At 57.7% G+C, this 10,177-nt stretch carries 11 protein-coding genes; 4 read left to right on the top strand and 7 right to left on the bottom strand.

The window, feature by feature from the left end:
- Positions 1-107 precede the first annotated feature (107 nt).
- A complete protein-coding gene (locus ASD01_RS25290; protein ID WP_244495303.1) occupies positions 108-2,054 on the bottom strand; it encodes an ABC transporter ATP-binding protein/permease in 1,947 nt (648 codons plus the stop codon).
- 891 nt (positions 2,055-2,945) lie between these two features.
- Positions 2,946-3,119, bottom strand: a complete 174-nt coding sequence (locus ASD01_RS34990) for a DUF1328 domain-containing protein (protein ID WP_034798746.1) — start codon at positions 3,117-3,119, stop codon at positions 2,946-2,948.
- 454 nt (positions 3,120-3,573) lie between these two features.
- Here ASD01_RS34990 and ASD01_RS25295 point away from each other — a divergent pair, with 454 nt between their 5' ends.
- The gene (locus ASD01_RS25295) at positions 3,574-4,065 is read left to right on the top strand and encodes a YciE/YciF ferroxidase family protein (RefSeq protein WP_034798750.1); all 492 of its coding nucleotides are present in this window, start codon (positions 3,574-3,576) and stop codon (positions 4,063-4,065) included.
- A gap of 241 nt (positions 4,066-4,306) precedes the next feature.
- Here the strand turns inward: ASD01_RS25295 and ASD01_RS25300 are convergent, their stop codons facing one another.
- The 4 genes from ASD01_RS25300 to ASD01_RS25310 form a co-directional block, all read right to left on the bottom strand.
- Positions 4,307-4,519: a hypothetical protein gene (locus tag ASD01_RS25300; RefSeq protein ID WP_060516716.1), complete on the bottom strand. Its 213-nt coding sequence runs from the start codon at positions 4,517-4,519 to the stop codon at positions 4,307-4,309.
- A gap of 772 nt (positions 4,520-5,291) precedes the next feature.
- The gene (locus ASD01_RS25305) at positions 5,292-6,326 is read right to left on the bottom strand and encodes a DNA topoisomerase IB (RefSeq protein ID WP_060530553.1); all 1,035 of its coding nucleotides are present in this window, start codon (positions 6,324-6,326) and stop codon (positions 5,292-5,294) included.
- Positions 6,327-6,482, bottom strand: coding sequence for a DUF3309 family protein (locus tag ASD01_RS34995; protein WP_034798754.1), 156 nt, complete (start codon positions 6,480-6,482; stop codon positions 6,327-6,329).
- A 79-nt stretch (positions 6,483-6,561) separates the two neighbouring features.
- Positions 6,562-6,804 carry a hypothetical protein gene (locus tag ASD01_RS25310; RefSeq protein WP_060644546.1) on the bottom strand — a complete coding sequence of 81 codons (243 nt, stop codon included), beginning with the start codon at positions 6,802-6,804 and terminating at the stop codon, positions 6,562-6,564.
- 265 nt (positions 6,805-7,069) lie between these two features.
- On the opposite strand from ASD01_RS25310, the gene ASD01_RS35000 reads away from it, so the two are divergent.
- The 3 genes from ASD01_RS35000 (at position 7,070) to ASD01_RS25320 (ending at position 8,338) form a co-directional block, all read left to right on the top strand.
- Positions 7,070-7,291 (top strand): BON domain-containing protein, encoded by a 222-nt coding sequence (locus ASD01_RS35000; RefSeq protein ID WP_082584686.1) that lies wholly within the window; start codon positions 7,070-7,072, stop codon positions 7,289-7,291.
- 198 nt (positions 7,292-7,489) lie between these two features.
- Complete coding sequence (locus ASD01_RS36390) at positions 7,490-7,690, top strand: hypothetical protein (protein ID WP_060644544.1); 201 nt, start codon at positions 7,490-7,492, stop codon at positions 7,688-7,690.
- 30 nt (positions 7,691-7,720) lie between these two features.
- Positions 7,721-8,338, top strand: coding sequence for a response regulator (locus ASD01_RS25320; RefSeq protein ID WP_060644545.1), 618 nt, complete (start codon positions 7,721-7,723; stop codon positions 8,336-8,338).
- An 889-nt stretch (positions 8,339-9,227) separates the two neighbouring features.
- Here ASD01_RS25320 and ASD01_RS35775 read toward each other — a convergent pair.
- Positions 9,228-9,452, bottom strand: coding sequence for a hypothetical protein (locus ASD01_RS35775; protein WP_156400730.1), 225 nt, complete (start codon positions 9,450-9,452; stop codon positions 9,228-9,230).
- Between the last annotated feature and the right edge of the window lie 725 nt (positions 9,453-10,177).

A 10,177-nucleotide genomic window follows, 5' to 3' on the forward strand; every position in this document is an offset into this window, starting at 1 on the left:
TGTAACTCCGGTCGGGCTACGCCCTCCCTTCGTCACACCCCCGCCGCCGAGTCTCATCCTGATTGACGCTGAATCTCACCTTGATTGCCGCCGCGCACCTTGCCGCATCACCGAAGTGGGGCGTTCGTCTGCGCAGAACGCCACGCCGAAATAGACATCTTTTCAGCAATGCCTCCTTCAATCACCAGCACGCTATCGAAGAAATCAATTCCGCCCTCCGATTGGATCGAGGAGGTATCGTGCATAATGGCAATAACCGTCGCCTCCGGGCAAATCTCTTTGATCGCTTGATAAAACGCTTGCACCGCCTGCCCATCAAGAGCGCTTGTTGCCTCGTCAAGGAAGAGCAAACCCGGCTTCAGCAACAGGACTTTCGCAAGAACAAGCTTCTGCTTTTCACCCCCGGACAACAGCTTGTCCCACTGCTGCCCCTCGCGTCCTTCATCAAAGAGCTCCCCAGAAATTTCATGGAGCCCCGCTTCTTCAAGCGCCGTGGAAACCGCAGCGTCCTTATGCTCACGGGCGTCATCCGGAAGACAGACGAGATCCTTCAGGCAAACGCCCTGTAGTTTGACCTCCTGGGCCGCAAAGAGAGTTCGCAAACCGTCCGGCAACGTGATCTTGCCCCGACCGTGCGGCCAAAGACCGTTTATCGCCTTGAGAAGTGAGGTCTTTCCACTCCCCGATTCACCCATCACCAAAGTCCACTCGCCCGGAGCGAAATTGAGTTCGATGGCGGTCAAAAAGGGCTCGTCCTCACCAGTATGGAGGAGCTCGACCGAATGGATGGTCAAGCCGCCTTCTACGGCTTCCGCTATGGTATATTCAAACGCGGCGGGTCCACTTTGAGCATAGTAGTCTTGTGGTCGCTGCACCGTTTCTATCGCTTCCGCAAGCTCTGTTATGCGCCGCGCGTCCGCCCGCAGTGTCGCGATGTCAGGCATCGCATGAATAAACCATGAGCAATCGTTGATGAGGGCCGTCGCTAGTTCGGCACCGGTGACATAGTCTTGTAGGCTGATGGTCTTGTCGACATAGGGAAGCAGGCCCGGCGCGTAGGCCACGATGCGTGAGCCGATGAAACTATGCACCAGCTCAAAGCCCATATAGCCGGCAGTAATCCGATTGAGCCTCGCCCATGTGTGGTCAATATCTTGATACCGGCGCACATTGAGCGCCTTTTGCGCGGGCTCCCCTCTGATAACCGCAACGTGAAAACTGCGGCGCAAGAACTGGTTGAGTTCGCTGCGATAACTGCCTTCCGCCGATTGAATGCGGATAGACAGCCCCTGAAGGATACCTCCCAGCTTGGCCGCAATGAATGTGTTGAGGGGCACGTAGATCGCAATCGCCAGCAGCGTCAGGAAGGCGCTGCCGTAGCCCCCAAGAACGTCAAGCCCTCGGATCGGGCTCGACGTTTCGATCAGCTTACCGCCAACGAACGCGAGCGATAGCACCACCCCGGCGATGCCGATGCCCAGACCGATTGCACCGCCGGTCATGCCCTTTATTGCTTCCTGCACCCGCTGATCGATGTTGTCCGGCGATGACGTGTTCCCTTCACCCGCTCCACCAAAGCCATTTTGTTGCAAGTGGAAGTGGGTGTGACTGGAATCGAGAAGTGCCTGATTGAAGCGTTCATCCAACCACTGGCGCCATTTTCGGTGTAGGCTGGTCGAAAGGAAGTGACGGACCGCAGTAAACCCCGCGTCCCTTGTGATCGCGATCGCAGCAAGCGTCGCTGCGGTCTTTAGAAGCGACGCAGGCGTTGTCGGTACCGTAGGGTGGTGGAAATTCGCGATCCGATTGACCAATTCGCCTGAGGTCAGCGCGAACCATACGCTTGCCTGAGCCGACAATCCGGTAAGCAGCAGGATGAGAATGGTCAGGCCCCAAGCGTCTCTCCAGCGATTAGAGAGCCAGTAAGCGAGCAACAGCCCCCAGAAGCTACGCATCGAGGATACGGGGCTGCTTGGGCGCCGCCGTTTCTCGCCGAAGAACCGTTTAACCCGTGCTGTTGCCCGATGCGCCTTGCCGCGCACGACTTCACTCAAGCTCATCTTCCTGAATTGGAGTAAGGATGGGACTTGTCAAATGCTGATGATCTGATGGCCGACGAAAAGCAGGGTCCTTGCAAGCGATTTGGTCGCGACTGGTGATCAGGAGGATCTTAAGGCCGGCAGCCTACTCGCCGTAGGGCCAATAGCTAAGCGGCGACGCCGGAACGTGAGTTCAACATCGGAGGCCAGACATCAAGTATCGCTACGTCGTAGTCGGCAACCGCGCGGTGCTGGACACTGGCACTCGTAGTGTCGTTCAGATTATCAACTGAGGATGCTGGACGAGTTACAGAGGCTTCCCTGCGGGAATCGGTCCTTCACTTCAGCGCAGCGGTTTTTTCGAAAGTGTCCGGCAAGCGGGCGCAGTTTCTGTTGAGGCGGGGAGACCGCGCTTCTCGTCGTGAAACCTGATTTGTCCCACGGGAGGCCGTGGCACGGAACCTGTGCGCCGCTTTCTGGTTGGGTGGGAGGAGAGGAGTTGCATATGAGCAAAACGGTGCGCCTCGGGCACCACCGACCAGTCTCCTCGTCGGGAAGGCCCGGACGAGAGCAAAGGGGTATCTCCCAGCGAAAGACGGACCAGATTCCGATCGCGACGCTGTGGGCGAAAACAACTGAGAACCGGAGCGTCCATCCGATGCGTTGAAGACAAAAAAATGAAGCGAAGGGCAATGCGCTCCTTCGCAGGCGGACGGAAAAGCAGCGGCGTTGCAAGCGCAAAACAACTGCGTGACGGGTCCAAGGATAGGCCATCGTCAGGCGCCGGGCCATGATACTCCGTGGGCTTTGACGAAAAATAGCCGGATCGCGCCGAGTAACAGCCAAATTCACAATCTTCAGGTCTCAGGACAAGGTCTGCGCCGTCCTCGGCGCAGAACCTTCGCGCTAGAAGGCAATGCTTCCTGCCATGAAGGCAAGGACGAGAAACAGCACGAATATCGCCAGAGCGACGTAAAAGAGGATCTTCGCTATACCAGCACTTGCTGCAGAAACACCCGAGAAGCCAAGCAAGCCTGCTACGACCGAGATTACAAAAAATATAATAGCCCACTTTAGCATATGTTTCTCCCCGACGGCCGAAACGAATCATCTGGGCATTGAACCCGCAGCCGTGAGTATTGTTCCAGGCGCCTTTAAGTTGTGATCACGCCGGATCGGTGCAAACTCCTGGTCCAATCCATGCCGCAAAGCCGCGGCATCCCTGCTCTCTCTTCCGCCCGCCGATTTACTGGCTCTCGCGGCGGCAGTACGGTCACTGCCGCGCGCATCGTCAGCCATTTTTCGCAGAGTGTTATGCGCTCCTCTATCGCGCGAAGAGCCATGCGAACTGCCGCGACGACTTCTCCTTCGACTTGGTCCCCGTGATCGCCGACGTATCCTTTGTTTGGCGGATCACCCGGCTTTGAGGTTTGCGTAAACCCCTCAAAGAGCGACTCGTGCATTTTGTTCCACTGCGGAACCTTTGAAGCCGGACGGTGTTAGAACCGCTCCCACCAAGGCGAAGGAGGTTGCCATGCCGGAGAAGACTTTAGACATGCTGTTTCACGAAACGTTGAAGGACATTTACTACGCCGAACGGCAGATACTAAAGGCACTGCCTAAAATGGCGCGGGCTGCGCAATCCCCTGATAGCAAGGCCGCTTTCGAAAAGCATCGCGATGAAACGGAAGGCCACGTGGAGCGTTTGCAACAGGTCTTCGAGATCATCGGCAAGCGCGCACAGGGTAAAACCTGTGAAGCTATTCAAGGCCTGATTGCCGAAGGCGAAGAAATCATCGAGGAGTTCAAAGGAAGTCCGGCCCTTGACGCCGGGCTGATATCTGCGGCCCAGGCGGTCGAACACTATGAGATTGCGAGATATGGTACCCTGAAGACCTGGGCCAAGCAGCTTGGGTTGGACGCCGCCGTCGCCTTGCTCGATCAGACCCTTCAGGAAGAGGGTGCGACTGACAAGGCTTTGAGCAAGTTGGCTTTGTCCGCTGCAAATATTAAGGCTGCAGCTTAACTTACGATATACTAGGCGGAGGGCCGATGCGCCCTTCGCCCCCACCCGCGTAACAGCTAGTCTTTTGTGATCTGATGGTTTGCCGCGTCGACCTTCTTTGTTTTGGGCGAGCCGCGATGGCGCAAGAATATCCACTGCAACACAAGCATCAGCGTCGAAACTACAATCGCCGGTTCGGAAAATACTCGAACCAGGACTGGGCGTCGCTAAACGCGACGATACTCGGCTCGGCGCCACGAAATCAATCGATCTTTCCCATGAGCGCGGTGCCGAGGCTGCCGAGAGCAAACGACGCCCCGAAGGCATATATCTGAAGGAAAAGAGCAACGGGCTCGATCGCACGATCATGACCGAGCGCGTGCGGGAAGCTAACGGCGATTACCAGTGCGGTGAGGGCTCCCAGTGCAAATCCAGACGACAAATGCCAGATGAGAAAACGTAATAGCATGGGCATTTTTCAACCTCCTTTATCGAAGAGGTGCCGGCGAGCCGAGATCCCATCTACCTTCCGTCGGCGCGGTCCGTGCATTGGGTGAACCTTGCCCGATGAGATTGTAGGCGGACACGCTTCTTGCGTTTTCCGGTTACAAGCGCTGAGCATTCGTTGGCCGACTGTGATGCCGTCGATCTAAAGCCGAGCTCACTCAGTCATCAGCTTTGACCGAGCCAAACGGTTTCTCCGGCTAGACGACGCCGTGTGCATCGGAATCCGGTGTGTTGTGCGGCTGACATCTCGCGCCGACGTGTCCATGCGCATCTCCGTGCACTCCTCGGCCAGCCGAACATACAAACCACAGTTTCGTTCCAGCGATTTGCGCCGCGGCTTCCCCGAATGAGGAACCATCTACCGAAAGGGCGGTTGGCAGCGAAGTTTCGTCGCCTCGTCGTCGTCGACGTTAGCACGCACGCAGTCCGGATATTGTCGTCGTTGAGCGATATTGATCGAGAGCATCCTCACTGGCCTCGAAGGTCGCGACTGGGGTAGAGGAGCCTAGCCGACAAACCGGCGTTGGCTGACGGCGGTCCGAAGGTGCAGCAGAAGAGGGGGAGGTACTGCCGCGGCTTGCGATATTGCGAGCCAAGAAGATGCACTCACCGGTATCGCGAACAGAGGGTACCGCAAAATGGGCTTTCTGGTGCAGAAGCTGATCGACCACACTCTGCGGCGAGCTTTGGAAATCTGAGGATGCTGCTATTATCCGCAGACTTAGGCACAATGGACAGCCCTAACCCTGTGCGTGCCGGGCGAGCCAATTAAGAAAGCGCAGGAACTGCATTTCGTCGGCGCGAAGTCCGGGTACGGCTTTTGCGTTTGGCCTTACCCGCGGGATTTTCTGCTCGGCTTGCGCAAGAGCGAGGACTGCCGGATGCACGTAGCTCTTACGGCAAACGGCCGGCGTGTTGTGCAGCGCCTCTGCCGCCGCGTTGCACATTTCTTTGATCGTCGGGCGTCGACCCTGAGCGAATGCTTGGCGAGCGGCAGAATATGCGGCAACGCTCCCAGCCCAAGTTCTGAACGTTTTGGCCGAAATTGGCGCCCCGCTGATCTCTGCGAGATAGCGGTTAAAGCGCCCCGACTCGATTGGCTCGGGTTTTCCATCTTGCCCCACGGATACGAAGAGCTGGCGGCCCGGGAGTTCGGCGATTCCCTCAAGTAAGCGTTGCAGTCGCGGATTTCTCAGCCGTCTTCGGATACGTTTCCCGCCCTTGCCCTTGAAGTTGAGCTCGATGCTATCGTCGGTAATCTTGAGGTGGCGCTTGAGAAGCGTTGCGGCGCCATAGCTCCCGTTCTCCTTCACGTATGTCGAGTTTCCGATGCGAAGGGGCGCGTGGTCGAGCAGCGCCGCAAGAGCAGCAAGTACGGTGAAAGGGTCGTCCACAGGCCCCTCCATATGCTTGCGGATCCGGCGTCGCAGGCGGGGGAGCGTTTTAGCAAAAGCTGGAAGCTGGCTGTATTTGGCGTTGCTTCGCATCTCCTGCCATGCTTGGTGATATCGATATTGCTTTCGACCACGCGCATCATAACCTGTCGCCTGCAGATGACCGTTTGCCTGCATGCAGATCCAGACGTTCTCGTAAGCTGGGGGCAAGCCAAGCGCTTGGATACGGGCAAGAACGCGGGAATCTTTTAGCTGTTCACCGTTCGGACGCCGATAGACAAAGCCGCTTGAGGAACGAAACCGGGTGTAACCCGGTTCAGTGTCGGAGACGTAGATGAGGTCGGCGCCATCGCCTACCTGCGGACTTTCCCGCCGGCTCAATCAGATCCGTCCCATCAGAAGGAGGATCACAAGAACGACCACCACCACACCCAGAACGCCAGACGGACCGTAACCCCAGCCGGATGAATGGGGCCAGGCCGGAAAAGCGCCGATGAGCAGCAGGATGAGAATGACTAGAAGTACGGTTCCAAGCATTTTGCGGTCTCCTTACACAGCGATAAAGTCGTTTTCGTCGGTTTGCTCCCGTACCTGCCGAGCGGGGGCTGATTGATCATCACCCCTTGGTCGTTTGAACGACATATCCATTGTCCGGCTGATCAGGAAACGTTTGGATTTCGACGGTATCAGGCAGACGGGTGGCTACAGCGATGTCGCCTTGATACACGTCCGAAGGGCTGCTCTGCTCAAGTAGGTAGGTTTGAGCTTCGCCCGGTACGATGACTGTTGCAGTTTGCGCAACTGCGCCGCCGCCGCAAGACAGGCTCGCCAGCAAGCTCGCCATGACGGTTCTCTTCATGATCAGCTCTCCTAGTTGTTCCCTCAAACCCGTTTTAGAGCATTTGGTTCCAATGCGCTCCCGGAGCGGCTGCATACCGCCTGACGCCAAAGGTCGGTGACGATGTCTCTTCGACGCGAGAGGTCACAGCAGCGGCTTTAAAGTCCTGGCGTCATGAGCACCTGCTTCAGCGTCTTGAAGGTGGGAGCTCTCGGAAGAGCTGCTAGACAAGGAGGATGAACGCGAGGAAGCAATTGGATGCCGCTACGGCGACCGTCGGGACTCGATGTCTTCCGACGTAGCGGTTGCTAGCGGCGAGGTGACGCTTGCGTGGGAAGTAACGAGCAGGCAGGCCAAACACCGGGCTGAAGATTGTGCCGAATTGTTCTCCGGAGTTTCCCACGTTCAGAACAACTTACGGGTCCGCTCAACGACAAAGACGGTGACCGTGCCCCTGGGCAACCCACCTGATAAGGTCGCACAGCCGCATTCGTTCGAGCGCCCCTGACCACAGCGGCGAGCGGCGTTCGGATTCATCGGATGCCCGGTACGCTCGCTGACTTTTCGTGACTCATTTGCCAGGGCAGGATGTCCTGGGGCTTGGAAGCTTGGCTTCTCGCTGTCGACAGCGTATCCTTCTTAAGCGCCGCCATAGGCGGCGAGGACGACCGAAAGAGCGGCATTCGGATAACCAAGGTTTGAGACGATGGCACCGGGAAAAAAAGCCGAGGATGAAAACGAGGAGTTGCTGGTAGGCGGTGTGGCGTCCCGACCGGTCGAGAGCTATGAGGTGCCAGTTGATGACGTACCGGATCGATTGCTGATCCTTGCCATTAGGCTGCAACGAGCCCTGGACAAGCGGCAGGCGACGAAATCGATCAGCAGGCCCTCGCGCCGGAAACACTGAGGTGGTCAGAATGCAAAAGGATGGCTTGTGATGCCGGACCTGCAGCAATTGCGGGTGTTAGTTGCTGAGGACGAATTTTTTGTCGCAAATGATATCGCACTTTGGCTCGAAAAGGCCGGTGCGACAATAATTGGCCCGACGCCCACAGTAAAAGAAACGTTGAAGAGCCTTGCTCAGGCTTTCGACGTTCAAGTTGCTGTTCTGGATATCAACCTCAATGGCGAGCTGATCTTTCCCGTGGGGGACGAACTCGCGCTCAGATCGGTACCCGTGGTCTTTTTTAGTGGTTACGACGACATGAGCGTGCCCGAACGGTTCCGGTCGGCCGCACGGTTAAGCAAGTGTGCAGGCGCGTCGGATCTCGTAAATGCTGTCTTTGAGCAACACCTCCAAAATCTGTCAAACTTTGCGCCGCTATATGTCGGACTAACCGATCAATCGATCTGTGAACTTATACCGGGGCTGCGCTACAGGGCGCGGCTCCTGATGGCCGGAGCGCCTCCCGAGGCCGCCGACCTGCTCGTTGAGCGTACGCTTGAGCGCGCTATCGCGCTAGCCGGGACAAGGCGCAGGTCTCAGGGCCTCGATGCCTGGTTGCACGATTTATTGGCGGCCATCCATGACGAGAGCCCGTATGGACTGAATTAAGACATTTGACGCGGTGCGAAAGCCGTGATGGGTGTGAATGGGCGGTTCCCGGACCTCGTCCGGATTTGGCGTTCTCTTCTCATCCGGCATGTCTTCGGAGTCGGGCTCCCTGATCGGGCGCGGCCCCTCGTTCGGCGGTGGTACAGGCGGCAATCGCTCGCCCGGATCGCGGCGGTGAGGATTCATGTCCTTGCTCCTCGTTTCATGAGGAGAACAAGGTGCACTGTGCTTGGTTCCGAGAAGTTGCGCGTTCGATCGAGCTTGACGGCGAGTACCGCGTCATAGCTTCGAAGGACTTTGACCGCATCCAACGACGCGATGACCTTATCCGGCACAACGTCCGCGTCCTCCGCCGCAACCGCAAGATTCGCCCGGCCCCCTCCCGGGCCGGGGCGCAGACACTTCAAGGCTATCCAACTATGAGCGGAACCGCGCGGCCTCGTCCCATTTACCTGTTGGCATCGTTTGGGGTTAATTCTCCCTTGGCGCGCCCGAGCCTCACTGCCGGGTGGGGGTGCGGTCTGTCGGAACCGTGCCTTACGGGCTCTCGGTGCTCGGAAGTTGTTCAGTGCTCCGCGGCTTTTCCATCGGAGCCTGGTGTGAGGGCTCTACCGATCCTGTTTGACTGGCGTCGGGCTGGCTCCATTCTACAAATCCCCATGCGAGCAGCGCCAGGAAAAGACTTGCGGCAAGCACCAGGAAAACACGGACACCCATTCCCGCCTGACGGGTTTCCCGCGCCGAGAACCTCGTCCGGTTAGCGCCGTGGGTCGTTTCCTGGGTTCGCCTCGTTCATCAAGCTGCTCGGCCATCACGTTTCTCCATTGCCATTTCCGTCAATGCGGTCCTCGGCTCGAAGGTCATCATCCCTTCGACCCGCCAGACCGGGTCAACGAATATCAATCGCTGCCGTCGCCAAAGGTTCCCGATGGCGGCAGAACGAGCGGCCGGTCCGTTGTATGCTGGGAGCGATATGGTGCTGCGGACGTTTGAGCGAGCAGAGCTTCATTCGGGTAATCGTGTCCTGTCCCATCGCCCGCTGCACGAGAATGCCTGCGACGAAAAACAAGATGAGCAGAAAAATATTGCCTCCAAGAGGTGCATTTCGAGCCACCAGATTCCCTTCTTTAGCGCGGGATATGGATGCTGGTTTTCCAGCCGGCTGTCCTTAACCGCCCTCGGCATAAGCACGAGATCGTCGATGAGGCGGGCACGTTCGTGCTCCGCCATCTCCGACCGCGGATCCTCAGAAGAGACGGGTGTATCGTAACCAGGACCCCGAAATGCGCGAAGACTGCCATAGGGCGGTCGGTTTGCGCGACGGCGCCTCAGCATCGGGCCGGTAGTGACCGCCGGTTTCGCCGGTTGCGATCTTATGGATGGAGTAAGGAAAATCGTCGTTCCAACTGAATGAAAACCTGGTCGGCCTGTGCGGCAGTCGATAAGGGATCAGATCACGCCTGTGCTCCTCGTCTCCAACGACGAGAGGTGTCAAGCGAAGTGAAGATTTGACCCCGCCTATTGCCTCACCCGGGGATGTTACTGACGTTGGGGGCACTGCGCTGTGGTGGGAGGATACGGGCGCGCGTACGTCCACGCCCCAAGCCTGGACGGCATCGAGCCGCAGCCATCGAAGCCGAACTCGCTCAGCCAGTATACCGCATTCTCGAAAAATTACGGCCTAGGAACTCTGGCTCTGTCAAGGTCATCGAGACCCCCTTCAGCCCCCCCGATTACATATATCAAGCGTCATCGTGAACTGGTCCTTAGGCGACACGCAAATCTGGTCCGCCAAGGGTGTTTAGTTACTCTCCATACCGGCTGCCGTCGTGGACTTCT

It is taken from the genome of Ensifer sp. Root423 (assembly GCF_001426275.1).
Lineage (GTDB): Bacteria > Pseudomonadota > Alphaproteobacteria > Rhizobiales > Rhizobiaceae > Ensifer > Ensifer adhaerens.